This is a genomic window from Granulicoccus phenolivorans DSM 17626 = NBRC 107789 = JCM 15570, assembly GCF_000423085.1.
In the GTDB taxonomy this organism is placed as follows: domain Bacteria; phylum Actinomycetota; class Actinomycetes; order Propionibacteriales; family Propionibacteriaceae; genus Granulicoccus; species Granulicoccus phenolivorans.
In genome coordinates, this window is sequence record NZ_AUHH01000001.1 from 237,519 (window position 1) to 261,086 (window position 23,568).

The 23,568-nt window shown below is 69.6% G+C and carries 25 protein-coding genes and 1 tRNA gene; 8 read left to right on the forward strand and 18 right to left on the reverse strand.

The window, feature by feature from the left end; all coding sequences use genetic code 11:
* Window positions 1-33 precede the first annotated feature (33 nt).
* Window positions 34-2,418, forward strand: a complete 2,385-nt coding sequence (locus G531_RS19570; RefSeq protein WP_211221737.1) for an alpha-amylase family glycosyl hydrolase — start codon at window positions 34-36, stop codon at window positions 2,416-2,418.
* A gap of 13 nt (window positions 2,419-2,431) precedes the next feature.
* On the opposite strand, the gene G531_RS0101230 is transcribed toward G531_RS19570, so the two are convergent.
* The 4 genes from G531_RS0101230 to ypfJ form a co-directional block, all read right to left on the reverse strand.
* On the reverse strand, window positions 2,432-3,292 hold the full coding sequence (locus G531_RS0101230; RefSeq protein WP_026925865.1) for a DUF2510 domain-containing protein: 861 nt from the start codon (window positions 3,290-3,292) through the stop codon (window positions 2,432-2,434).
* A gap of 90 nt (window positions 3,293-3,382) precedes the next feature.
* Window positions 3,383-3,997: a DNA-3-methyladenine glycosylase gene (locus G531_RS19575; protein ID WP_081683716.1), complete on the reverse strand. Its 615-nt coding sequence runs from the start codon at window positions 3,995-3,997 to the stop codon at window positions 3,383-3,385.
* Window positions 3,931-4,992 carry a DNA adenine methylase gene (locus G531_RS0101240; protein ID WP_026925866.1) on the reverse strand — a complete coding sequence of 354 codons (1,062 nt, stop codon included), beginning with the start codon at window positions 4,990-4,992 and terminating at the stop codon, window positions 3,931-3,933. Before G531_RS0101240 ends, G531_RS19575 begins: the two co-directional genes overlap by 67 nt.
* Window positions 4,993-5,021: 29 nt before the next feature.
* Window positions 5,022-5,882 (reverse strand): KPN_02809 family neutral zinc metallopeptidase, encoded by an 861-nt coding sequence (gene ypfJ / locus G531_RS0101245; RefSeq protein ID WP_026925867.1) that lies wholly within the window; start codon window positions 5,880-5,882, stop codon window positions 5,022-5,024.
* Between the two features lie 47 nt (window positions 5,883-5,929).
* Between ypfJ and G531_RS0101250 the strand changes: the two genes are divergently transcribed.
* Complete coding sequence (locus G531_RS0101250) at window positions 5,930-6,643, forward strand: NUDIX hydrolase (RefSeq protein WP_026925868.1); 714 nt, start codon at window positions 5,930-5,932, stop codon at window positions 6,641-6,643.
* Here the strand turns inward: G531_RS0101250 and G531_RS0101255 are convergent.
* Window positions 6,624-7,364, reverse strand: a complete 741-nt coding sequence (locus G531_RS0101255) for a Bax inhibitor-1/YccA family protein (protein ID WP_026925869.1) — start codon at window positions 7,362-7,364, stop codon at window positions 6,624-6,626. The genes G531_RS0101250 and G531_RS0101255 overlap by 20 nt on opposite strands.
* A gap of 502 nt (window positions 7,365-7,866) precedes the next feature.
* Between G531_RS0101255 and G531_RS19580 the strand changes: the two genes are divergently transcribed.
* Window positions 7,867-9,345: an oxidoreductase gene (locus G531_RS19580; RefSeq protein WP_051214862.1), complete on the forward strand. Its 1,479-nt coding sequence runs from the start codon at window positions 7,867-7,869 to the stop codon at window positions 9,343-9,345.
* A 69-nt stretch (window positions 9,346-9,414) separates the two neighbouring features.
* On the opposite strand, the gene G531_RS0101265 is transcribed toward G531_RS19580, so the two are convergent.
* A complete protein-coding gene (locus G531_RS0101265; RefSeq protein WP_281177519.1) occupies window positions 9,415-10,251 on the reverse strand; it encodes a mycofactocin-coupled SDR family oxidoreductase in 837 nt (278 codons plus the stop codon).
* 114 nt (window positions 10,252-10,365) lie between these two features.
* Here G531_RS0101265 and G531_RS24195 point away from each other — a divergent pair, with 114 nt between their 5' ends.
* The 3 genes from G531_RS24195 to G531_RS0101280 all read left to right on the forward strand — a co-directional run bounded on the left by G531_RS24195 (window position 10,366) and on the right by G531_RS0101280 (window position 12,713).
* A complete protein-coding gene (locus tag G531_RS24195) occupies window positions 10,366-10,818 on the forward strand; it encodes a RidA family protein (protein WP_051214863.1) in 453 nt (150 codons plus the stop codon).
* A 43-nt stretch (window positions 10,819-10,861) separates the two neighbouring features.
* Window positions 10,862-11,776: an SMP-30/gluconolactonase/LRE family protein gene (locus tag G531_RS0101275; RefSeq protein WP_035756648.1), complete on the forward strand. Its 915-nt coding sequence runs from the start codon at window positions 10,862-10,864 to the stop codon at window positions 11,774-11,776.
* Between the two features lie 76 nt (window positions 11,777-11,852).
* Entirely contained in the window at window positions 11,853-12,713 is an 861-nt protein-coding gene (locus G531_RS0101280; protein WP_051214864.1) for an alpha/beta fold hydrolase, read from the forward strand.
* 63 nt (window positions 12,714-12,776) lie between these two features.
* On the opposite strand, the gene G531_RS0101285 is transcribed toward G531_RS0101280, so the two are convergent.
* The 6 genes from G531_RS0101285 to G531_RS19590 form a co-directional block, all read right to left on the reverse strand.
* Window positions 12,777-12,849, reverse strand: a tRNA-Leu gene (locus tag G531_RS0101285).
* 386 nt (window positions 12,850-13,235) lie between these two features.
* The gene (locus G531_RS0101295; RefSeq protein ID WP_026925873.1) at window positions 13,236-14,153 is read right to left on the reverse strand and encodes a Ppx/GppA phosphatase family protein; all 918 of its coding nucleotides are present in this window, start codon (window positions 14,151-14,153) and stop codon (window positions 13,236-13,238) included.
* 22 nt (window positions 14,154-14,175) lie between these two features.
* Window positions 14,176-14,853 carry an energy-coupling factor ABC transporter ATP-binding protein gene (locus G531_RS0101300; RefSeq protein WP_026925874.1) on the reverse strand — a complete coding sequence of 226 codons (678 nt, stop codon included), beginning with the start codon at window positions 14,851-14,853 and terminating at the stop codon, window positions 14,176-14,178.
* Between the two features lie 3 nt (window positions 14,854-14,856).
* On the reverse strand, window positions 14,857-15,432 hold the full coding sequence (locus G531_RS0101305; RefSeq protein ID WP_026925875.1) for a biotin transporter BioY: 576 nt from the start codon (window positions 15,430-15,432) through the stop codon (window positions 14,857-14,859).
* A gap of 31 nt (window positions 15,433-15,463) precedes the next feature.
* On the reverse strand, window positions 15,464-16,096 hold the full coding sequence (locus G531_RS0101310; protein WP_026925876.1) for an energy-coupling factor transporter transmembrane component T family protein: 633 nt from the start codon (window positions 16,094-16,096) through the stop codon (window positions 15,464-15,466).
* Complete coding sequence (locus tag G531_RS19590) at window positions 16,090-16,650, reverse strand: TetR/AcrR family transcriptional regulator (protein WP_051214865.1); 561 nt, start codon at window positions 16,648-16,650, stop codon at window positions 16,090-16,092. Before G531_RS19590 ends, G531_RS0101310 begins: the two co-directional genes overlap by 7 nt.
* Before the next feature lie 156 nt (window positions 16,651-16,806).
* Between G531_RS19590 and G531_RS0101320 the strand changes: the two genes are divergently transcribed.
* Window positions 16,807-17,589, forward strand: a complete 783-nt coding sequence (locus G531_RS0101320; RefSeq protein ID WP_026925877.1) for a hypothetical protein — start codon at window positions 16,807-16,809, stop codon at window positions 17,587-17,589.
* Between the two features lie 27 nt (window positions 17,590-17,616).
* Window positions 17,617-18,132, forward strand: coding sequence for a hypothetical protein (locus G531_RS0101325; RefSeq protein WP_026925878.1), 516 nt, complete (start codon window positions 17,617-17,619; stop codon window positions 18,130-18,132).
* A 7-nt stretch (window positions 18,133-18,139) separates the two neighbouring features.
* Here G531_RS0101325 and G531_RS0101330 read toward each other — a convergent pair whose 3' ends face one another.
* From G531_RS0101330 to G531_RS26060, 6 genes are all read right to left on the reverse strand, one after another.
* Window positions 18,140-18,637 carry a DUF501 domain-containing protein gene (locus tag G531_RS0101330; protein ID WP_026925879.1) on the reverse strand — a complete coding sequence of 166 codons (498 nt, stop codon included), beginning with the start codon at window positions 18,635-18,637 and terminating at the stop codon, window positions 18,140-18,142.
* Entirely contained in the window at window positions 18,634-19,266 is a 633-nt protein-coding gene (locus G531_RS24200; RefSeq protein ID WP_051214866.1) for an FtsB family cell division protein, read from the reverse strand. The genes G531_RS0101330 and G531_RS24200 overlap by 4 nt, the downstream gene beginning before the upstream one ends.
* A 146-nt stretch (window positions 19,267-19,412) precedes the next feature.
* Window positions 19,413-20,690 (reverse strand): phosphopyruvate hydratase, encoded by a 1,278-nt coding sequence (eno, locus tag G531_RS0101340; protein ID WP_026925880.1) that lies wholly within the window; start codon window positions 20,688-20,690, stop codon window positions 19,413-19,415.
* A 120-nt stretch (window positions 20,691-20,810) separates the two neighbouring features.
* On the reverse strand, window positions 20,811-21,464 hold the full coding sequence (locus G531_RS0101345; protein WP_026925881.1) for a nucleoside triphosphate pyrophosphohydrolase: 654 nt from the start codon (window positions 21,462-21,464) through the stop codon (window positions 20,811-20,813).
* Window positions 21,465-21,466: 2 nt separating this feature from the next.
* Complete coding sequence (locus tag G531_RS0101350) at window positions 21,467-22,018, reverse strand: hypothetical protein (protein WP_026925882.1); 552 nt, start codon at window positions 22,016-22,018, stop codon at window positions 21,467-21,469.
* 133 nt (window positions 22,019-22,151) lie between these two features.
* The gene (locus G531_RS26060) at window positions 22,152-22,601 is read right to left on the reverse strand and encodes an ester cyclase (RefSeq protein WP_026925883.1); all 450 of its coding nucleotides are present in this window, start codon (window positions 22,599-22,601) and stop codon (window positions 22,152-22,154) included.
* Window positions 22,602-23,568: the final 967 nt, after the last annotated feature.

Sequence of the window (23,568 nt, forward strand, 5' to 3'; positions counted from 1 at the left end):
GCGTCCCGGCCGGGGTTTGGCAGCATGGCCCCCGTGATCATCGGATGCTTCACTCCCCCGCCCCCTGCCGCACCCGCCCGGGCGTACGCACCCCAGGACTGGGCCGAAGCCACCTGGCCGCTGGGCGCCCACCCCGACCTGACCACCGACCGCTGCACCTTCGCGGTGTACGCTCCGGCCGCCACCCGGGTCCTGCTGGAGCTGTACGCCACCGCCGGCAGCAATGACGCGATCGCGGAGTTCGAGCTGGCCCGCGGCTCCGACGGGATCTGGCGCGGCGAGTTGGATCCGGTCCCCGAGCACCAGCTGTACGCCTTCCGCTGCTGGGGCCCGAACTGGCCGCACGACCCGCAGTGGTGCCGGGGCGGGTCGGCGGCCGGGTTCGTCGCCGATGTGGACGCCGACGGCAACCGGTTCAACCCGAACAAGGTGCTGTTCGACCCGTACGCCCGCGAGATCACCCACAACCTGCTGGCCGCCGAGATCTTCGAGGCCGGCGGCGACGGGGGCGCCTTCGGCACCGGTGGCGGCGAGTGGCACGGGCAGGTGCGCCGCACCGTGGACACCGGCCGGTTCGCGCCCAAGGGGATCGTGCTGCACGACCGGTCGTCGTTCGGCGTACGCCCGCGGATCGCCCCGGCCGACGCGGCGATCTATGAGGCCCATGTCCGCTCGCTGACCAAGCATCCGTCCGCGCTGCGGCTGCACGACCTGCTCGGCGGGGCGCTGCCCGGGCTGGATCTGCCCGACATTCCCGAGCAGTACCGCGGCACCTATCGCGGGGCGGCCCTGTGGGCGCCGTACCTGAAGGCGTTGGGGTTCACCACGATCGAGTTCCTGCCGATCCACGAGACCAACAACGAGGCGAACGCGCAGGGCCCCGACGACGCCCCGGGCTCGGGGAATTTCTGGGGCTATCAGACGCTGGCCTACTTCGCCCCGAACCGCTCCTACTCCAGCGATCAGTCCCGCGGCGGGCCGACCCGGGAGTTCAAGGAGATGATGACCGCGTTCCACGAGCAGGGCCTGGAGGTCTACCTGGACGTGGTCTACAACCACTCCGCGGAGGGCGGGCACTGGAACAACGACCTCGACACCGTCGGTTTCGTCAGCCTGGGCGGGTTCGCGGTCAACGACTACTACCAGCAGACCGATGAGCACCGGTTGATCGACGGGGCGACCGGGACCTCCAACCAGCTCAACATGTCCACCGCGGTGTCGCAGAATCTGGTGCTGGATTCGCTGCGGTACTGGATCGAGGAGATGGGCGTCGACGGGTTCCGGTTCGATCTGGCGCCGGTGCTCGGGCGTACACCGAACGCGTTCGAGCGGGAGAACTGGGACGAACAGCGCCAGTTCTTCCATTCCCATCCGCTGCTGGAGGCCATCCACGAGCTCGCCGATGCCGATCAGGTCGAGGTGATCGCCGAGGCCTGGGATCTGTGGGGCTACGAGGTCGGGAACTTCCCCGCCGGCTGGGGCGAATGGAACGGTCGCTACCGCGATGCGATGCGGGGGTACCTCAAGGGCGACGCGAACACCGACACCTTCATCTCGATGTTCAACGGCGACTACGCCAACTTCAACGATCAGGGCGGGCCGCAGAAGTCGATCAACTTCGTCACCGCCCACGACGGTTTCACCATGGCCGATCTGGTGTCCTACAACACCAAGGTGAACGACGGACCCTGGCCGTTCGGACCCTCCGACGGCGGCTCCGATGACAACCTGTCCTGGGACTCCGGCGGCGACCACGCACTGCGGCGCACCCGGATCCGCAACTTCTGGACCGTGCTGTTCCTGTCCCGCGGGGTCCCGATGGTGGTCTCCGGCGACGAGTACGGCCGGACCCAGAACGGGAACAACAATCCGTGGTGCCTGGACACCGTCGGGATGTGGAACAACTGGGCGCAGGCCGGCTCGGCGACCCCGGACCGGGAGCAGGTCGACCCGGAACACCCGGAGGTGGCCTACCACGACAACCTCGGGGAGTCCCCCACCGGAGCCAACGCGGTCTTCACCTTCGCGCACTACATGGCCTGCCTGCGCCGGGACCATCCGGCGCTGCGGCAGCACCGCTACGGGAACATGGAGCTCGACGACGACGACGTCAGCTACTTGTTCTACACCCCCGACGGGAAGGGCCACCCCGCCCCGCGGGACCGGTGTGTGCGGATCTACATCGACGGCTCGGGGGTCGGCGACACCGACTTCGTCCTGCTGGTGAACATGTGGACCCAGCCGACCAGTTTCGTCGTCTCCCCGGATCGGCGCTGGCACCGGATCATCGACACCTCGGCCAATGCCGAGGAGGGCGGGAACGCGCTGGCCACCGAGGACGGGCCCGAGGTACGGGACAACTATGTGGTGAACCCGTGGTCGATCGCGGTGCTGCAGGAATGGGTGCCCCGGGACTGAGCGGGCCGCCGGATCAGGCGGCCCGGATGGTGTCGCGGGCGGTGCGTACCTCTGCCTCGGCCGCGGCGTCCCCGGGGGTCCAAAAGCCCATCCAGACCGCCACCGATCCGCTGGTTCGGGTCGGGAAGACCAGGACCTGCAGTTGCAGCGGATCCTGGGTGCTCGGCACGCTCGCCTCGGTCTGGTACGCCTTCATCCCGTTGACCTCGACCTCGGTGGTCTCCCCGATCCGGATCTCGGTCTGCTCGCCGGCATAGACCCCGGCCTCCATCAGGCAGGTCAGATGTTGCTGACCGGCCTGCTCCGGGCCGCCGAACCCGGCCTGCTGATTCAGCCCGCCCAGGGCGACGCCCCGGGTCGCGGGTCGGGTGCTGCCCCACACGGCCTGGTCGTCGAGCCAGGCCCACTGGTCCTTGGCGAACCGGAAGCCCCACGATCCCGGCGCCTCGTAGGCGAGCCCGGTGGAGATGTAGGGGGTTTCCTTCGCGCCGGTCGCGGATTGGTTCCCGGCCCAGCAGTCGAGGTCGCCGCGGGCCGGGCCGGGGGTGGGTGAGGCCGGCCCGGACGTCCCCGGCTCGGAGGTGGGCGGGGAGATCGGCGGATCGATCGCGGAGTCGCGGTCGGGAATCAGGATCAGCCCCAGGACCACCGCGACGATCAGCACCACGGCGGCGGCCCCCACCACCAGCGGTGTCCGGCCGGTGCCGGAAGTGCGGGGCGGCATCGGTCCGCCGGCCGGCGGCACCGCTGTGCCGGCGGAGGGTATGGGTCCGCCGGACGTGCGCCGGACCTGGGTGGTCCACCGGGTGCCGTCCCAGAATCGTTCCGAGTTCGGCGTACCCGCGGGATCGGGGTACCAACCTGCCTGCTGCACTGTGCTTCCTCCCGTTCGGGCGACCGACTGCCGCCTTTACCATTCGTGAAGACGTCGCGAACAGTGCAAAGGTTCCCGACGAGGGTCAGCTTAGCGGCCGGCCCGGGGCGAACGCCGGTACGCCGAGACGGTCGGGTCCCCGGTCAGCCAGAGCCGCCGGGGCTCATCGGCGGCGCGGGAGACGCCGACCCGGGGGCCGGTGGAGATGTCGCCGGGTTCCCGGGTCCGGGCGTACAGCCGGACGGTGCCGCTCGGGGCGAGCAGATCGGTGTCGGCGTCGGCCATCGTGATCCCCAGGGCGCGGGTGAGGCAGCCCGGCCCGCGGGCCAGCCGGGCCGCCGGGAGGTCCCCGCGGCGCTGCCGGGCCTCGGCCGCTCCGGCGACCACCTCACCGCCCCGGATCAGGACGGCGGCGGCCTGCCCGTCGGGGCCGCAGACGATATTGCAGCAATGGTGGCCGTGCAGCCGGTAGACGTAGAGCCACCCGGCCGGGCCGAACATCACCCGATTGCGTGGGGTGGGTCCGGCGTACGCGTGCGAGGCGGGGTCGCTGGTCCCGGCGTACGCCTCGACCTCGGTGATCCGGACCACCACCGCGTCGCGCTGCAGGAAGCAGCCCAGCAGCAGCCGGGCCGTGCTCAGCGCATCGCCGGCGAGCTCTGTGCGGCGCGGCTGATCGAGGCCACCCGATCCGGTTCCCCACACACCAGCAGGTACTCCACGTTGCGCAGGTGCCCCACCTGTCCCACTTTCGTCCCGTGCAGGTTGTGGATCCCGATCTGGGCCCCGATGTGGCGCGGCATGTCGAACTCCCACACCTCGACGGTACGGTGCTGCGCCCGGCACATCTCGACCAGTTCGGCCAGCGGGATGAACCCCTCGTTGTTGAACGAGACGACCACCACCTCCGCACGCACGGCGGCCAGCACCTGCGCCAGGGCGGTGGCGATGGTGCCGCGGTAGTTGAACGCCGACTTGGTCCGCTGCTCGCGGGCGTCGGCCCGCTTGCAGGCGATGCCGTAGTGCTCGGGTTCGTCGCCGCGGACCAGGGTCTCCCAGACGTGGTAGTTGGTGAAGTAACGGTGCTGGTTGTAGGGCGGGTCCAGGTAGGCCAGGTCGACCGGCCCGACCCGTCGGGCCGCCTCGGCCGCGTCCAGCCCCCAGACCCGGCCGGTGCTCGGGGTGAACTGCGGCACCCGCAGCCGCAGCGGTGCGTAACTGCGCCGGGACCACTGCTTCAGGAAAGCCATCTGCAGTCCGATCGTGGAGTCGACCCGATCGGCGGCCTCGAGCAGGCTGGTCAGCAGCACCGGATACAGCCAGGTCCCGGCGTACGCCTCGATGCCGGCGCGGATCGCGTCGATCCGGCGTCCGTTGTGCGGCTGGAAGTAGCGCGCCTGCTGACAGAACACCTCGGTGACATACCCGTCGACATCGGGCAGGGCATGCAGTTCCTCGATCGCGCCGGTCACCTCGGCCGGATCGACCAGGTCGGCGTCGGGCAGCACATAGCACCCGGCCAGCGCCTGGGCGTAGGAGGCGACATCGTTGGCATGCACATAGCTGCCACGCCGGCAGAACTCCTGGGCGACCCGGGTGGTCCCGGTGAACAGGTCGAGGGTGGTCCTCGCCCCGATCGCCCCACAGATATCCCCGAGCACCGGAACCAACCGACGCTTGGAGCCCAAATACTTGATCACGACCGATGGATCACCGCGGAATCGAGGCCCTACTGTGTGATCTGCAGGCAGGCGTTGGGGCCGGACTGGAAGCCGGTCGTGGTCGCCTGCTGACGCTGCTGCGAGGAGCCGTGCGTCCAGGTCTCCGGGGTCACCTGGCCCTGGGACTTCTGCTGGATCCGGTCGTCGCCGACCGCGGCGGCGGCATCGAGGGCCCGGTTCACATCGTCCTGGGTAACCTGGGTGATCGGGCTGTTCGGGTCGTCGGAGGCGTGCGCCAGCCAGGCCCCGGCGAAGCAGTCGGCCTGCAACTCGATCTTGACCCCCCGGGAGTTCGGCCCGGTGGAGCGGTCCTGGGCGGCCCAGTCCATCTTGCCGAGCAGGTTCGAGACGTGGTGGCCGTACTCGTGGGCGATCACGTACGCCTCGGCCGCGTCCCCGCCGCGGGCCCCGAACTGGGACTGCAACTGATCGAAGAACCCGGTGTCCAGGTAGACCTTGTGATCGCCCTGCGCCGGGCAGTAGAACGGGCCGACCGAGGAGTCCGCGGTGCCGCAACCGGTGCTGATCCGACCGGTGAAGGTGATCGTCTTGGTGGTTTCGTAGCCCTTCACCTGGGTGCTCCAGTACTGCTGGATCGAGTTCGTGTACGCCACGAAGCGGCAGTCCCGGTTGGTGCGGACATCGGCACCGGTGCGGCACTGGCTGTAGCGGCTGGTCTCGGCCTGCGGATCGGCCGACGTGCTGCCCCCACCGGTCAGCCCGGACAGGTCGACCCCGAACACCAGGGACAGGATGAGGATCAGGATGGTGCCACCGATCCCCCCACCGATCGCGATCCGGCCACCCCCGCCGCCGCCACCCCCGCCCATCTGCGAAGAGTCCAGCTGGGCGTTGTCGTTGTATTGCATGTCACGATCTCCCACGTCGGAAACTGCGGTCAGCATATCCTTGCGGAATGCGGATCATCGGTGTGGCCATTCCCGGAGGGGCCGAGTTGTTCAACACCGTGTTGGCCCACGGGGAGGACCCGCACCATGTGGTGAGCCAGCACGGGCTGACGCTCACTCGTCCGTTGTCGGCGACGCTGACCGACGGACAGATCGTGCTGACCGTCCAGGTGGCCCCCACTCCGGTGGCCGGCTGCCCGCCGCGGCGTCCGCCGAACGTGGATGGTGGCCTGACCGTGGCCCCCGGCGAGCGCCTGCAGGTGCATCAGCGGATTGCCGCGTACGCCCTGGTGCTCACCGACCGGGGACTGCTGGCCACCGAGTTCTCCGACCGCACCCATGTCCCCGGTCACTGGGGGCTGCCCGGCGGCGGGGTCGACCCCGGCGAGGCACCGGAGGACACGATCGCCCGGGAACTGTGGGAGGAAACCGGCCAGCACGTGACGGCCGCCGAACTACTGGACGTGCAGTCCGACCACTGGGTGGGCCGCTCCCCGCGCGGGCGGCTGGAGGACTTCCATGCCGTCCGCCTGCTGTATCGCGGGACTTGCACCGACCCGACCGAACCGGTGGTGCACGACACCGGCGGGACCACCGCCGATGCCCGCTGGTGGCCGGCCAACCGGTGGCGTCAGGTGACCTGGACCGGGTCGTTCCAGGCCCTGCTGCACCGCCACCTGCCGGCCGTGCTCGCCGCCGAGGTCAGTCGCGGAAGTAGCTGAGGATCCGCAGGATCTCCACGTAGAGCCAGATCAGCGTCACCGTCAGCCCGTACGCCGCCCGCCACGACTCCGAGGCCGGGGCTCCGTTGCGGATCCCGTTCTCGATGTGATCGAAGTCGAGGACCAGGTTCAGCGTGGCCAGCACCACACCGATCGCGGAGACGATGATCGCCAGGAACGACACCCCACCCCCGGCACCGCGCAGGCCCAGGTCAATCCCGGCCAGGGAGAGCACGAAGTTGACCAGCATGGTCACCGCGAACGCGGCGGTGGCGATGAACACGATCTTGCGGAACCGCGGAGTGACCCGAACGTTGAAGAACTTGTACGCCGCCAGGGTGACCCCGGCCGCAATGAAGGTGGCCAGCACGGCCTGGCTGACGATGCCGGGCCAGACCATCTCGAAGGACTTCGACAGGCCACCGATCATGGCCCCTTCCAGGACGACCACGATCAGCGCCGCGGGGGCCGGCAGGGAGCGGGCGAAGGCCACCACCAGCGCGGCGATGACACTGGCGATCGAGGCGCCGATGGTCACCGGCCACAGGTACTGCGCCGGGACCAGCGCGTAGACCGCGATCGCGGCCAGGAGCGCGAGCCCCATGGTGACCATGGTCTTCGCGACGACGTCGTCGAAGGTCATCGGGGTCTCGGGGCGACCCTGGGTGCGGGTCTGCTCGGGGCGATCGAAGGATGTGAGGATCGGATTCGCGGTACGCAAGGGGTCCCTCCGGGGAACGGCTGACAACTGCTGCCAGCCTCAACGATACCTGCGGGGTGTTTGTTCCCCATCGGTAACAGGGATCCACCCTGGCGCCGGCCCGGCCGGGCGTCCCTGCGGCAACTACGTCCGGCGCCCTTTCCCGCGACAGGTGCGTCTTCCCGCGACGGGTACATGCGGCATCCCCTTCCCAGCGACAGTTCCGGCGACCCAGCAGCCCCACCTGCTTCCCGCGCCCGTTGCAACACCCCGCAGGATGGTGTTGCTGTCGCAGGGCGGCCCGAGCCATCGCGGGAAGCGCCGCCACCGCTGAAGCTGTCGCGGAACACCGGACACCACCTCAGGGCGGACACGCTCCTGTCCCGGTTCGCGACCCCGCTCCGCGACTCCTGCACTCGCGCCCATTGCTTCCTCTCCGGCAACCGCGCAATCATTCCGGTACGCCCGCCAATCAACCCAAGGGGTGACGGGGCGCTGTCGCGTAGACTCGGTTCACCGTGCGGTGCGGGATCATCGGGGATCCCGCCGAGGAGGACCGCGGACCATCGAACTCGACGAGATTCCCGGTCTCATCGACTACTACGTACAGGGCGCCCGGCGCGCGGTCGAGGCCGGCTTCGACGCGGTCGAACTCCACGGTGCGCACGGCTACCTGCTGGGGCAGTTCCTGTCACCCAAGACCAACAAACGCACCGACGAGTACGGGGGCTCTCTGGAGAACCGGGCCCGCTTCGCGCTGGAGGTGGTCCGCGGGATCCGCGAACTGGTCGGCCCGGACTATCCGGTGCTCTACCGGATGAGTGTGGAGGAGCCGTACGAGGGCGGCCTGTCGATGGCCGATGGGTTGGCGTTCGCAAAAATGCTGGAACCGCTGGTCGATGCCATCGATGTATCGGCGGGCAACTACGACACCGCGGACACACTGTTGCCGATGTACCCGCCGGGCAACTTGGTGCACTATGCCAAGGCGGTCAAGGAGGTCGTCGACGTACCGGTGATCGCGGTGGGCCGGCTGGCTTGGCTGATCGAGGAGATGGACGCCGCGGTGGGTGCCGGCGACTTCGATTTCGTCGCGTTCGGGCGAGGCCAACTGGCCGACCCCGAGCTGGTGGCCAAGACACGACGTGGCCAGGAGGCCCATGTTCGGCGCTGCCTGGCGGTCAACGAATGCATCTCCCGGTGGATGTTCGCCGGGCAGCGTACCCAGTGTGTGATCAACCCGGCCCTGTCCCAGGAGGCCCGCGCCGCTGCGGCGCTGGGTAAGGCGGACGTGGCCAAGCGGGTCCTGATCGTCGGGGCCGGCCCGGCCGGCTGCGAGGCTGCCCTGGTCGCCGCCCAGCGCGGCCACGCCGTCACCGTGATCGAGCGCGAAGCCCGGATCGGTGGCCAGTTGCACGCGTGGGCGGCAGCCAGTTTCCTGAACGCGGAGGTCGCCGCGTTGATCGAGTTCTATCGGGTCGAGTTGGATCGGCTCGGGGTCGAGGTACGCCTGGCCACCGAGGCCACGGCCGCCGATCTGGCCGATTTCGACGAGGTGCTGCTGGCCACCGGCACCGTGGCGACCCAGATCCCCGGCGGCGGGATCGATGCGGTCTCCATGCTCACCACCGGCACCGTCCCCGACGCGGACACCGTGACCGTCTTCGGGGACACCGAGACCGCGATGTTCGCCGCCCTGTGGCTGGCCGAGCAGGGCCGACAGGTGACACTGAGTTCGCCGGCCGAGGAGGTGGGCCTGGACACCAACGACATGCAGCGCGACCGGCTCAAGCAACTCCTGGAGCCGGCGGGGGTCACCCTGGCGACGAACCAGGACGCGCCGAGCGACGGCACCGTGGTGTGGGCCCGGAGCCGCACCGCTGAGCTGTCGTTGGCCGACGCCGTGAACGAGGAAACCGTCCGGGTGATCGGGACCCGGCTGCGCGGGGGCCGGATGTATGAGGCCACCCAGTCCGGATTCTGGGCGGCCAGCACGCTGTGAGCCACAGCGGTCGGCCCCGGCTCGGTGCGAACGAGTCGGGGCCAGCCCTGTCAGGGATCCTGCAGCGTGTCAGAGCTGCGCGCCGCCATCGACGAACAGCGTGGTGCCAGTGACGTACCGACTCGCGTCACCAACCAAATACAACACCGCAGCGGCAACATCCTCGACCTCGACACCAGCGATCGGCAGCCGGTTGAGGCCGGCGGCCGCGACCTCGAAGTCGGCCCGGGTGGGGTGATCGAGTTCGGGACGGAAGACCTTGTACTTGTATTCGTTGTGGATCATCGGCGTATGCACCACGGTCGGATGGACCGTGTTCACCCGAATCCAGTGCGGCGCCAGTTCCAGCGCCAGCACCTGCATCAGCATGGTGACACCCGCTTTCGAGGCAGCATAGGAGCCCAGGTTGGGATTGGGCCTGCGCGCGGCGCTTGAGGAGGTGATCACGATCGAACCCCCTTCGCCACCGGCGATGATGTGGGGTGCGGTGGCGCGCACCGTCTTGAACACGCCGGTGAGGTTGACTCCGATCGTCGTTTCCCAGGTCTCGTCCGAGGTGTCGAGCACCGGCTCCAGCACGGAGATGCCGGCATTGGCGACGACGATGTCCAGCCGACCGAGCGTCGCGACACCTTCGTCGACTGCCTGCTGCACGCCCGCAGTGTCGCGTACGTCCACCTGGCTGGCCACGATCCGGCGATCAAGGGCTTCAACCAGGCGCACCGTCTCGGCAAGGTCCTGCGGCGTCGCACCTGGATACTGCACCTTCTCCACAGTCCGGCAGATATCGATCGCAATGATGTCTGCACCCTCCTTGGCCAGCGCCACGGCATGGGCCCGGCCCTGCCCGCGCGCCGCGCCGGTAATGAAAGCCACCTTGCCTTCCAGCAGTCCCGCCATCGTCATGCCCACTCTCTGATCAAGGATCGGCCTCCACTGCGACCGCAGATGCGTTGACGTCATCCGAAGCGGAGAATACCCTACAGATTGTTATGTAATGCCGACGATGAAGTGAGCCTCATGACGAACAGCGCCACCCCCAAGGTGAACAGCGATTCGGTGACGATCGACCTCGGCGGGGGCGCACGGCTGATCTTCCTGACCGGCAAGACCGGCATCGACTACGACGGCACGGTCCGCGACCCTGCCGGCCGGGTCCTGGCCGGCGGCATCGTGGATCAGACAACAGTCGCTTTCGCCCGCATCGAGCAGGCGCTGGCACGGGTGGGGGCGACGATGAACGACATCGTCCGACTGACCACCTACCTCACCGACATGAACGATGTCGCCGCGTACCTGGGGGTTCGCGCCGGCGTCTTCCAGGGCGAACTCCCGGCCGCCTCCACCGTTGCGGTGTCTGCCATCGGCCGCCAGGGTGCGCTGATCGAGATCGATGCCATCGCCCACCTCGGCTCCGCCCGCAGCTACGTCCCCGGCGTCTCCCAGATTCCGCCGGAATTCAAAAAGGACTGAGTCCGACCCGCGGTGGGCGGCACGCAGGTGCGAAAGGATTGCGATGAAGATGCGAGTTGTCAGATCCGGACTGGAGTTTCCCGAAGGCCCGATCGTGATGCCGGACGGATCGGTCGTCCTGGTGGAAATGCGCGGAGAGCGATTGACCCGCATCCAGCCCGACGGCCGCGCCGAGACGATCGCACAACTCCCCGGGGGTCCGAACGGCGCCGCGCTCGGGCCCGACGGAATGATCTACGTCTGCAATAACGGTGGCATGTCCTTCACCCCGCACGGCACCGGCTGGGTGCCCGGGCCGGTCGATCCGACGTCCTACACGGGCGGACGGATCGAGCGAGTCGACCCGGAAACCGGCCGGGTCGAGCTTCTCCACAACCACTGCGGCGACGTCGCGCTGCGCCACCCGAACGACCTGGTCTTCGACGCTGCGGGCGGATTCTGGTTCACCGACACCGGGAAACGAATGGGCCGGGTCTTCGACCTCGGGGTCGTCTATTACGCCCGGCCCGATGGGGGGCTGGTAGAGGCCGTGTACCCGATCGACAAGCCCAACGGAATCGGACTGTCCGCCGACGGTGGGACCCTGTACGTGACCGAAACCTACACCGGCAGACTGCTCTGCTTCGATCTGCACGCACCCGGGAAGATCGCGATACCCGCAAAGGCCGACGCAGCGGTCGGACGGGTACTGACCGGCCTCGGCGGCGCTCAACGCTGTGACGGCCTGGCCGTGGAAGTCAACGGGAACATCTGTGTGGCAACCCTGGTCACCGGGGCGATTACCGTGATCGCGCCGGATGGACAGATCGTGGACGTAGTCCCGACCGGCGACCCGCACACGACCAACATCGCTTTCGGTGGACCGGACCTGCGCACTGCCTACATCACCCTCGGCGGGAGCGGCCAGCTGATCGAGGTCGAGTGGCCCCGCCCAGGTCTGGCCCTGACCTACTGCTGACCTGAGCGGGGTCGCCGGGACCGTGACCGTCACCTGTGACAGCGTGAGGAGCACGCGCCCCGGCGAGGGAGAGACCATGCCCCCCGATATCCCCGGCCTGGCCAGCAGATACTTCGAGGCCCCCGAGGGCCGCCTGCACGTCTATCACGCCGGTGAGACCGGCTCCCCCGTCCTGCTGCTCAGTGGTGCCGGCGCCGACAGTGCCCTGCTCAGCTGGCGCCACCTGATCCCCGTCCTCGCCGAGAGTCACCGGGTATTTGCCCTGGACTGGCCCAAGCAGGGTCGCAGCCGCCCCTGGACCGGTACGGCCGATCACCTACGCATGCTGCGTTGCGTGATCGAGACCCTGGACGCGTTCGGCCTCGATCGGGCACACCTGGTGGGGCTGTCCCAGGGCGGCGCGCTCACCCTCAGCACGGCGATCGAACATCCGGATCGGGTGGACCGGATCGTCGCCCTCGCCCCGGCCGGAATCATCTCCTTCCCGCCGGTGGTGCATCAGTTGCTCTGGCTCACCGCCAGGTCCCGGCTGCTGAACGAAACCCTGCCCGACGCCATGTTCAGCTCACGGGAACGCGTCGCGTCCTTCCTGCAGACGGCCCTGTTCGCCGGTCCGGTGGCCGACTTCGACGACGCCGTGGACGAGGTGATGACCGAGATGGCGAACGGGGGCGGCCGGGCCAGTGACTGGCAGAAGGCCTCGATCGGGCCCTGTCGGATGAACGTGGATCTGCGCCCCCGGCTGCCCGAGATCACCGCACCCACCCTGTTCATCCAGGGCGACCGCGACATCGGCGTGAACCCCAAACAGACCATGGCGGCGGCGAGACTCGTCCCGGGCGCCCGGCTGGAGTTGCTGTCGGGTCACGGCCACTGGTCGAACCGGCAGTCGCCGGAGCTGGTGAACGGCCTGATTGCCGACTTCCTCGCCGAGTGACCGGCCTGCGGGCACAGCGAGGCCCGATCCCGGACTGACCGGGATCGGGCCTGGTGCTTGGTGTGCCCCCGATGGGAGTCGAACCCACACTCGAGCGGGTTTAAGCCGCCTGCCTCTGCCGTTGGGCTACGGGGGCGCGACGGTCAGCTGGCCGCGTGCCGCGGGGTCTCCTCGACGTCCGGGGTGTCCTGCGGAGCCTCGAACAACTCGTCCAGGGCATCGCCGGTCTCGGGCGCCGGGCGACGCCAGCCGCCGGTTTCTTCCTCCTCGGCCAGATCCCGATAGGCCTCCGCATCGGTGGGAAGGCCGGGCTCGGCGTCGGGCTCGGAATCCTAGGCTCCGCTCCCACTGATGAGGATTCGCACGATCATCACGATCGACACCACCAGCAAGATGGCGGGAAGAGCCAGAATCAACCACTGCCAAGCCTGCATCTCGAACCTTTCCTACGGCCCTCAACTATCCGGGCGCGACCCGCGTGTTCAGGATAGCCTGAGAGAACCTCACTTTGCACAACTCCAATCACCAGAGCGAGGCGACCAACCCGTCGAGGATGTCGGATTCACTCACCGTGGCCGCGACGTCGATCCGGGCGGCCAGCCGTTCGGCGATCAGCGTCCCCCCGCACAGCACCGCCGCCCGGCCCGGTTCCAGCCCCGGCATGAGCTCGATCAGCTCGGCGATTTCCCTAGTCAGAACGAAATCGTTGAGTTCGGCGAGGCGGGCCCGGGAAATCCGGTGGCCATGCACGCGGTCGCGTACGTACCGGTCCAGGCCGAGATCGAAGACCGCCAGCGAGCTGAATGTCCCGGCGACGCCGAGCCACGTGGACGCCCCCAAAAAGGGGACACCGGAAGCATCCAGTTGAGCATCGACATAGGCTCGCGCGCCCTCAATCTCATCGGCACGCGGCGGATCATTCCTGAGAAAGCGTTCCCGGAGTCGGACCGCCCCGATATCGAGCGAAACGGCATGGTCGATCCGGCCGGAAACCCCCAGCACCAGTTCGGTGGATCCCCCGCCGAGGTCGGTCACCAGGACCGGTCCGGCCAACTCGGTGAATCCCGCAACTGCACCTGCAAACGACAATTCCGCCTCGGTCTGTCCGGGCAGGACCTCCACCTCGACCCCCAGCCGCTCGCGGACCCCGGCGAAGAACTCCGCCCGGTTGGCCACATCACGCGCCGCGGAGGTGGCCACGCAGCGGATGGCCGGCGCCGATACCCCGGCCGCCCGGACCGCGGCGGCGTACACCTCCAGCTGAGCGAAGGTACGCGCCAGGGCCGCCGGGGCAAACTCGCCGGTGGCATCGACCCCCTCCCCGAGCCGGACCACCCGGGTGTCCCGGCGTACGTCCACGACCCCGGCGGGGGTGCGTTCGGCGATCAGCAGGCGCAGGGAGTTGGTACCGCAGTCGATGGCGGCAGCTCGTGGGAACACCGGCTATTCGTATCGCACCGGCTCACACCTCGGCCAACCGGCGGTACGCCGCCAGCGCCGGCCCGGGGGTGTCGTCGGCGACGATCCGGCCCTCGTCGATCACCAGCACCCGGTCGAAGTCGGCGAGCACATCGAGATCATGGGTGACCAGCACCACCTGCTGGGGCAACCCCGCGACCACCCGCATCACCGCGCGCCGATTCCGCAGATCCAGCAGCGTGGTCGGCTCGTCCAGCACCATGATCGCGGGCTCGGTGATCAGCACCGCGGCCAGCGCCAGCAGCTGCTTCTGTCCGCCCGACAGCAGGTGCGCGGGATGATCGGCATGCTCCTGCAGCCCGTAGGCCGCCAACGTCTGCTCGACCCGCTGCCGCACCTGATCGGCCGGCAGCTTCCGCGGCCGCAGGGAGAACGCCAGATCCTCCGCCACCGTCGGCATCACGATCTGCAGATCCGGGTCCTGGAAGACGAAGCCGACGCGGCGGCGTACCTGCTTGAGGTCGCGGTGGGTGTCCAGCCCGTCCACCAGCACCTGCCCACCGGTCGGCCGGACCAGGCCGTTGATCAGCCGCGCCAGGGTGGACTTGCCCGATCCGTTGCCCCCGACGATCCCGATCCGTTGCTCGGCGAGCACCGCGGAGACCTCGGTCAGCACCGGCCGCTGGGGGTAGGCGAAGCTCACCCGGCGAAGTTCGATCATGCCTCAGGCCGCCGCCGGGGTCGCATCCGTACGCCGCGGCGTGATCAGCGGATAGGCCTTCTTGACCGTGACGATGATCCCGGCCGCGATGGCGGTTTTGATCAGATCACCGGGCAGGTAGACAATCCAGCTCCACCAGCCGTCGGCGAGGCTGACCTTGGCCGATACGGTGATCAGCCACGGCTGCCCGATGACGTAGAGCACCAGGGCGCCGCCGATGAAGCCGGCCAGGAAGGCGGTGAGGTAGTTCAGCTTCGGCCACCAGCGCTCGATCAGCAGCCCGGTCACCAGCGCACCGAAGGGGTAGGCGATGATGAAGCCGCCGGTCGGGCCGAGGATCATCCCCAGGCCACCGACTCCGCCGACCAGCACCGGCGCCCCGATCGCGACCAGTAGGACGAACAGCGCCATCGACGCGAAGCCGCGGCGCGCCCCCAGGATTCCGCCGGCCAGGATCACCCCGAGGGTCTGTGCGGTGAACGGTGCCGGCAGCAGCGGCAACTGGATCCGCGGGGTCAGCCCGAGCACGCACATCAGCGCGGTGAACAGGGCGATCAGGGCGATGTCTTTGGGACGCATCGGCGCGACCTTTCTCGATTTTGAACAGTGTTCAACCGCGGACTCTAGCACCGCGCCGACGGGGTGGATCGTCCTCGCCGACGCCGCGCACCTCGAGCGCCTCGCCGAGCCCGTCGGCCATCCGCAGGGTCCGGATGACCAGCGGCGCCAGATAGGACAGCCCCGGCCGCACCCCGCGTGCCTCGTGCGCCTCCCGGACCCGGGCCGCTTCGGTGGCGATCACCGGGATGAAGCGGAACACCAGCGCGATCAGCAGCCCGATCCGGTCCGGGCGTACGCCGAAGACCCGCAGCGGCGTGGCGATCCGCTCGACGGTGTCGACGATCGCGGTCTGGGTGGTGGTCAGCGTGATCAGGTTCGCCAGCCCGATCACCAGCAGCAGCCGGATGCCGACCTGGGCCGCGGTGGGCCAGTCCCCGAGCAGGCCCTGGGCGAGCACGACGATGACCAGCATCACCAGTACGCCGCGCAGCAGTTTCCACGCCGCGGCGATCGGGATCCGGGCCACCGCGTACGCCCCGATCACCACGGCCAATCCGGCGCCGAGCACCCGCAGGTCGGTGAGGAAGAAGGCGGCGGTGCCCAGCACCAGCATCGCGAGCAGTTTCACCCAGGCCGGACAGCGGTGGACCGGGCTGGTGCCGGGTTGGTAGAGGCTCAGCATCCGGCCCCCCGGGCGAGCATGCCGAGGGCCGCGTCGAGGCGTCGCTCCGCCGCCTCGGGGTCCTCGGCGCCGCAGTCGTGGCCGAGTTCGGCGTACTGGGCACGCTGTTCGGCGTCCAGGCTGTGGCCGATCACCAGGTGCAGCGCCCCGGCGGCAACCGCGGCGGCGTCCTCGGCGGAGAGCCCGCCGTGGGTGAGCCGCTCCAGCACCGGGCGCGCCGGTGATTCGCCGGCCGGGCGCATCGCCAACGCGGCGCTGACCAGTTCGGCCCCGCAGCGGTGGGCGCGCAACTGCCGATGCAGGCCCAGGCCCCACTCGCGCAACCAGTCCCCCGGCTGCTCCCCGGCCTGCTGCGGCGTGGTCGGGATCGGGTCGGCCAGGATCAGGTCGGCCAGTTCGATGAGCAGGGTCTGCTTGTTGGCGACGTGGTAGTACAGCGCCCCCGGCTGCACCCCGAGCGCCCCGGCCAGCCGCCGCATGCTGAGGTCACCGAGCCCGTAGCTGTCGACAATCTCCAGGGCGGTGCCCAGCACCCGGTCCTTCGTCAACGCCATGGCCGCATGGTAACCCGATTTGAACGACGTTCAGCACTCGGCGGATTCTTCCGGTCGCGCTCCCGCCGCCGCGGACCGGGGCCCGCCTAACCTCGAACCGGCATCCGGCGAAAGGTGACTTCTCATGGGTACGCAGCGTGGTCGGGAGTCGGCTTCGTGAGCAAGGCGGCCGCGGGCGCCGGCATCCTGGAGAAGGTCGTCGGCCCCTTCCTCAAGAAGGTGAAACCGGCCAAGAAGCCGCTGGCCCACCGGGCCCAGAAGGGACCGCGGACCCAGCATCCGCCGGTCGACCCGGCGCTGGTGACCCGGCGCACCCAGCTCGCCAAGAACAACAAGGACGCGATCGCCGCCCGCGACGAGCTCTACGACAGCCTGCCCCCGGTCGAGCCGCCGGCGAGCAAGTCCGAGGTCGGCGGGATGTCGGTGGCCGAGCTGCGCCAGAAGTACGGCATCAGTGCCGCCGAGGCCCGGGAGATCCGCGAGGGCTTCCGCCAGCAGCGGGACGCGCAGGCCAAGCTCGGCCAGCACTCCGAGGCGATGGGCGAACAGGGCGCCAGCAATGTCATCCACCAACGGGGGCAGGAACCCATCCCGACCCAGCCGGGCTCCGGCGCCGGCACGTTCGACCAGATGTCGGTGACCCACGGCCCGGACGGGAAGGTGACCGATCTGAACGTCTACGAGGCCAAGGGCGGCAACAGCCCGCTCGGCGCCCGGGACACCCCGGACGGCCGGGCCCAGCAGGGCACCACCGAGTACCTCAACGACGTCGCGGCCCGCGATCCCGCCCTGGCGGACTATCTCGCCAAGAACCCGGCGGTCCGCGAGGGCCTGCAAGATGGCAGTATCAACGTGAACTACGAGCTGGTACGCACCCGCCCGGACGGGTCGGTGTCCAGCCAGCCGTTCACTATCGACCCGAGCCGGCTCACCTGGTGAGGCCGCCGAACCGACCGGAGGTCACAGATGGTTGATCCGAACCTTGTCCCTGGGGCCGAGTACGCCCTGACCGACGATGAGATCCGGGACTTCTTCCGGGTCGCCGCCGCCGTCGACTGGACCCGTCCGGTGACCGAGACCCGGGCCCTGCTGCAGGAACGGTTCGGCTGGCGTCCGCTGGGCCGGCGCGGCACGATCCTGGAGACCCCGACGGGGGCCTCGGGGTCGGCCGGCGGGACCCCCGAGGAGACCGACCGCCTGCAACTGGAACACACCTGCTGGGATCCCGAGGCTCCGGCGGAATCGGTGGACACCGCGGCCCGAATGGCGGCGGTGAGCGCGGTGATCACCGCCCTGATCGGGGGGACGCCGGCCACCGGTCGCAGTCTGGACGGCGAGGACGGCACGTACTGGAACTTCGCCGACGGCAGTCGCTGCTGGGTCGACGGCACCGATCTGCTGCTGCTGTCCCCGACGTTGGCGGCCGCGGAGACCTGGGCGGTCAATAACCCCGCGGCGTACGCCTCCTACGGCGAGGACTGACCCTCGGTCAGCAGGGGTTGCGCCAGAACTCCCCGAGTTCGGCCACGGCCTCATCGCCCAGCGGATTCACCCCGGGGCCGGCGGCCAGGGAGTGCCCCACCAGCACGTGCAGGCACTTGACCCGATTCGGCATCCCGCCGGCGCTGATCCCCTCGATCTCGGGGACCTCCCCCAGCGCGGCCCGGTCGGCCAGGTAGGCCTCGTGCGCGTGTCGGTACGCCGCGGCGAGCTCGGGATCCTCGCTGAGGCGCCGGGTCATCTCGGCCATCATCCCCGACGCCTCCAGGGTGGAGACCGCCGAGGTGGCCCGGGGACAGGTCAGATAGTAGGTGGTCGGGAACGGCGTACCGTCGGGCAGCCGGGGTTCGGTCGCGATCACGCCCGGTTTCCCGCACGGACAGCGCCAGGCCACCCCGGCCACGCCGCGGGCCGGCCGTTCCAACTGCGCTTCGACCGCGGCCGCATCGGCTTCGGACAACGGCTGGTACTGCTTGGGTTCGGTCATCGGGTGCTCTTGGTCGGGCTCTTGGTCACACTCGGGCTCTTCGTCGGGGTCTTGCTGGCGCTCTTGCTCGGGGTCGGGGTCGCCGTCGGCGTGGGGCTGGTCCTCGGCGTGGGGGTGTTGGTGCCGTCGGTCAGCGGCGGCTTCGCCGCCTCCGGCGTGGGCCCCGGCGTCCCGGTGCCGTCGGCCACCTTGACCGATTCCCAGATCTTCTGCCACCACGGGCGCTCCTGGTTCGCAGCGACCCCCGGCTTGTCGTCGCGCTGGGTCTGGATCGTGTTCCCGATCGGTTTCCCGTCGGCCCCGACCACCCGGTAGCCGACCTCACCGGGCATCACCCAGCCGAGCCGGGTGTGGGCCTGGGCCCGGACGTACTGCGGGTCGTCCCAGCGGCTCAGGTCGTCCTGGAGTTCACCGATGCGCTGTTCGGAGGCGGCGATCCGCTCCCGGTTCGCCGCGCTGCGCTGCTCGGTCTCGAAATAGACCCGCAGACTGTTGCCGAAAGAGACCGCGACCACCGCCAGCACGATCAGCAGCGCCAGCGCCCGACGGGTGACCCGCAGGCCCCGGGTGGGCGCCGGATCGTCCGCGGTCGCGACCTGATCGGCGTCGTGGACCGTGGGGGGCGCCACATTCGTCGACCGGGTACGCGAACCGGCCCGGGATCGTGGGCGACCACGACCCGGACCGGCTCCGGTACGGCTACTGCGAGGTGTGTGAGGCATCGACCCAAGTCTAGGCCGAGAGCGCCTGCTCCCCCGGGAAGGCAGCGGTGTGTTCAGTTGGCCCGAAAGCGCGGGAAGGCCGCGGCCCCGGCGTAGCTGGCGGAATCCTCGAGGAACTCCTCGATGCGCAGCAGCTCGTTGTACTTGGCGACGCGGTCCGAGCGCGCGGGGGCACCGGTCTTGATCTGACCGCAGTTGATCGCCACGGCCAGATGGGCGATGGTGACGTCCTCGGTCTCCCCGGAGCGGTGCGACATCATGCAGCGGTAGCCGCTGCGCTGGGCGAGTTCGCAGGCGTCCAGGGTCTCGGTGAGGGTACCGATCTGATTCACCTTGACCAGCAGGGCATTGGCGGCGCCCTCGTCGATGCCGCGCTGCAGCCGCTCGGGGTTGGTGACGAACAGGTCGTCGCCGACCAGCTGGACCTTGGCGCCCAGCCGCTCGGTGATCGCCTTCCAACCGTCCCAGTCCTCCTCGTTGAGCGGATCCTCGATGGAGACCAGCGGGTACTTCTCGACCCAGGAGGCGTACAGCTCGATCATGTCCTGGGCCGACTTCGTGCCGCCCTCGAAGGCGTAGGAGCCGTCGGTGTAGAACTCCGAGGCGGCCACGTCCAGGGCGAGGGCGACCTGGGTTCCGGGCTCGTACCCGGCCTCCTTGATGGCCTCGACGATCAGGTCGAGCGCGGCGGCATTGGACTCCAGGTTCGGCGCGAAGCCGCCCTCATCGCCCAGGCCGGTGCCCAGGCCCTTGTTGTGCAGGACCTTCTTCAGGGTGTGGTAGACCTCGGCACCCATCCGGAGGGCCTCGGAGAAGGTTTCCGCGCCGATCGGGGCGATCATGAACTCTTGGATGTCGACGTTGGAGTCGGCATGGGCGCCGCCATTGAGGATGTTCATCATCGGCACCGGCAGCACGTGCGCGTTCGCGCCACCGACGTAGCGGAACAGCGGCAGGTCGGAGTAGTCCGCGGCGGCCTTGGCGACCGCGAGCGAGACGCCGAGGATGGCGTTGGCGCCGAGCCGGCCCTTGTTGTCGGTGCCGTCCTTGTCGATCATCGCCTCATCGATCAGGCGCTGGTCGGTGGCGTCGAAGACGCCGACGACCTCGGCCAGCTCGTCCACGTTGTCCACCGCCTGCTGGACGCCCTTGCCGAGGTAACGCTCACCGCCGTCACGCAGTTCGACGGCCTCGAAGGCGCCGGTGGAGGCACCGGAGGGGACCGCGGCCCGCCCGCTGGAGCCGTCCTGGAGCTGGACCTGCACCTCGACGGTGGGGTTGCCCCGGGAGTCGAGGATCTCGCGGGCAAGAATGTTGTCGATCTGAGCCACGATGCTGCCTTTCACAGTGCGGAGAGGTTGCGCGGCCGGCACAGCGGCCGCTCGAATCCCACCCTAGTTGGGCCGCCCGGCCCCCGCAGGCGCGGGCTCCGGGTTGGCAGGTGAGCTTGCCTACACCGCGGCCGCGCCCGACTCCGCGGCGCGAACCTCGCCCTCCAACTCGCGCAGCGCGTCGCGTACGGCCTGCTCCGGGTCGATCCCGGCGGCCTGGGCCCGGGCCACCAGGTCGAGGACGCCGCGGCCCACCTCCGGCGCGGTGACCGGGGCGGTCGGCAGGTCGAGGGGGACCGCGTGCGAGCGGGTTCGCGAGATCACCTTGGCGGCCCGGGTCATCGCCGACAGCGACTCCGGGATCCCCTCCAGCGCGGAGGTACGGCCCTTCTCCGCCCGCTTGCGAGCCTCCCAGGTGGCGTTGAGGTCATCGGGCACCGACCCCTCACCGAAGACGTAGGGATGCCGGTCGATCAGCTTGGCGCTGATCCCGGCCGCCACGTCCTGCAGATCGAAGCCGGCCGATTCCGAGGCGATCCGGGCATGGAAGACCACCTGCAGCAACAGGTCGCCGAGTTCTTCCCGCAGGTCGTCGGCGTCCCCGGATTCGATGGCGTCGATCACCTCGCAGGTCTCCTCGACCAGGTAGCGCACCAGGCTGCGATGGGTCTGCTGGGCGTCCCAGGGGCACTCGGTACGCAACCGGGCCATCACCGCGACGAGTCGATCGAGCTGACTGTCGGCCTCGGTGCCCGTCGGGTCGGGGGTGGCCATGGTCACTCCGAGGAGGCGTCGCGACCGACCCGCGAGAGCGAGCCGGACCCGACCTCGGGCCAGGAGCCGTAGCGGGGGTTCAGGGTGACCGGTACGCGCTGCTTCACCTGGGTCAGCGCCTCAGGGTCGGCGCTGCTCAGCGTGGCGCTGATGATGTTCGCCCGCCACAGCCGCATTGCCTCGGGGCGCTCCTGCAGCACCTGCCGGATCGCCGGGTCGACCTGCTGCACCGGATCCTGCCCCGGCTGCGGAAGTCCGGCCGCCTGCAGGGCGTACTCGGTGGCGAGCATCTGCGCGGTGCCGGCCTCGTTCCACAGCTCGACCGAGGGGGCCTGTCCGGTGACCACCGGGACCGCGTCGATCGCCCAGCGTACCGACGGCGGTGCCGACTCGATCTGTGCGTTCGCTCGCTCGGTGAACTGCTGCACCTGCGCCACGGTGAGGGTCTGGTCCCCCATGGCGACACCGTTGTTGGGACTCGTACTGCACGCACTGAGCGCGCCGAGCAGGGCAACGGTCGACAGCAGTGCCAGCGGGCGCCGCAGGTGGGGCATGGTGATCCTCCCGATCGGGTGCCCAGGCAGTCTAGGCCACCCCGCCCAACGGCGGCGGGCAGCCCGGGTTCGATGCGCCCCGAAGCGGGCTGCCCGGTGGTGACGCCGCGCGACCGTGCGTACGCGGCCCCGATCAGTCGGGCGGCGCGACCGTCACCGAGAGCCCGAGCGAACGCAGGAAGGCGCCGGAGTCGAAGTAGCCCACGATCTCGGTCAGCCCCTCGGCGCCGAGCGCGACGACATCGACGCCGCGGATTTCCCACCCGGCTCCGGTCGGCTCCGGGAGCCCGGGGAGGGGCCCGGTCCAGGTGCCGGTCATGTGCCAGGACGCCCACAAGCGGGATCGGTCAATGGTGAGTTCGTCGCTGACCAGGGCCAGGTCCGGGGTGGACGCGGCCAACGCGTCGACGTACCCGGCCAGCGCCTCCCCGGACAGCGGGCCGGGCAACATCGGGTCGACGTAGGTGGCGCCCGGGGCCAGGGCGGCCACCAGGGTGGCGCCCTGACGGGAGTTCCAGGCGGCGACGTAGGAGTTCCAGGCGGCTTCGGCAGCGGCCGCGGACAACGGTTCGGGAGGAGTCATAGCACAGCCCTTTCGGGGAAAATGTGATGATTCTGACTCTATAAGCCAGAGGAGATTCGGCACTATTGCGTCGGGCTGTTTATCAGGCGATTCTGAGCTTTCTGCGGGCCGATTTTCGGTCGGGGCCAGCCGGTCGGCACCGGTGGCGCGGGTCTCGTGCGGTGCGCGGGGTCCCGGCGATGCGCGGGGTCCAGGGCGGTGCGCGGGGGCCCGTGCCGATGCGCGGGGTCCCGTGCGGAGCGCGGGGTCCCGGGCGGTGCGCGGGGTCCAGGGCGGTGCGCGGAGTCCCGTGCGATGCGCGGCCCCTGCAGGGCCCGCGAGTCCCAGCGGGCACTGCGAGCCCCCAGCAAGCCCCGCGAACTCCCGGCAAGCCCCACGAATCTCTCCAGCGGCGACTGCGACCCCGGGGATCGTGGCCGGTGCGGCGACGGTTCGGTCATCCAGCTTCACTCTGGGTAACTCGGTCATCCAGCTTCACTCTGGGTAACACAGCGTCTATGCGCCCCGAAGCTGCCTGCCCCGGGGTGACGCTGCTTGACCGTGCGTACGCTGCGCGCGACCGCAAGTACGGGCGGGACGCTTCCCGCGACAGCAAGTACGGCCCGGGCCCTGCCCGCGACAGCAAGTACGGCCCGGGCCCTTCCCGCGACAGCAAGTACGGCCCGAACCCTGCCCGCGACAGCAAGTACGGCCGGAGCGCTTCCCGCGACAGCAAGTACGGGCCGGGCCCTTCCCGCGACAGCACACGTGACCCCGCGACAGCACCAGGGTCCTCGCGGGTGTTGCAGCAGGTGCGGCAAACATTTCGAGGCGCGGAATGCGCGGAGGCAACGCGGGAAGGCCCCCGGCCGGTTTTCCCGTCGCAGGAAGGCCCCCGGCCGGTTTTCCCGTCGCAGGAAGGCCCCGGCCCATTCACCTGTCGCGGGAAACCCCCCGACCGATTTCCCCGTCGCGGGAACCCCGACGC